Origin of the sequence: Candidatus Pelagibacter communis (genome assembly GCF_001180205.1) — a bacterium.
GTDB classification, from domain to species: Bacteria; Pseudomonadota; Alphaproteobacteria; order Pelagibacterales; family Pelagibacteraceae; genus Pelagibacter; species Pelagibacter ubique_O.
In genome coordinates, this window is the sequence record NZ_CVSU01000040.1 from 1 (window position 1) to 900 (window position 900).

Here is a 900-nt window from a genome sequence, read left to right on the forward strand (position 1 = left end):
GTAAAAAAAGAAGAATTAATTTTATTCAGTTGGTTTCTCCGACACCTTCAAAGATAAGGCTGGTTTCTATTATGCCGATGTTGAAGATGGTGGAATAAATACCGGAAGTGCAGCAGGTATCAGAGGTGTTCCAACAGTTATTATCTATAAAAAAGGCGTTGAAGTAGATAGAAAAGTTGGTGGAGTTCCCGAAAGTCACATGAAGGAATTTTTAGATAAAAATATCTAATTTAAATTTAAAACTTCACCCGCAAGATATAACGATCCAGTAATCAGTATTATATCGTTTTCTTTTAACGGGATTGACTTTATAGCATCTTCTATACTTTCCTTATAATTTATGTTTGAAAAACCGTTTAGCTTATCTTTAAGCTCTCCTCCTTTAATAGAATTAGGTTGATTAGGTATATCTATTGTAGTCAATGTAGAGATATCCTTAAAGAAACTCATATATTCATTATGATCTTTATTAGCCATCATTCCAAGAATGATGTGTTTATTGCAATCTAAACTTTCCAAGTATTCATTCAAAACTTTTGCTCCCAATGGGTTATGAGATCCATCAACATAAAGTTTGTGATCTTTTACAAGCTCCTTAAGTTTTCCAGATTTAATTTCTTGTAATCTTGCAATACAATTTATTTTTAAAATACCTTTTTTGATGTGGTCATCTTTAATTTTCAAGTCTTTCAAAATTCTTAGGGTCGTAATTGCTGTTGAGACATTTTCTAATTGAAATTGACCTTTAACATTTGGCATAGGTAATTTTATTCCCCCAAATTGATCTTCATAATAAAAGAAGTCATTTTCTTGCATTGTAAAACTATAATTTTCATTATGGAAAAACTTATTTGATCTATTATTTGAAATTGTTTTTTTAATATTTTCTTTAATTTTATT

At 28.9% G+C, this 900-nt stretch carries 1 protein-coding gene; it reads right to left on the reverse strand.

From position 1 onward, the window contains the following. Window positions 1-225: 225 nt before the first annotated feature. Window positions 226-900: glutamate ligase domain-containing protein (locus AMO08_RS01735; RefSeq protein WP_425304628.1), on the reverse strand; the 675-nt coding region annotated here is incomplete at its 5' end.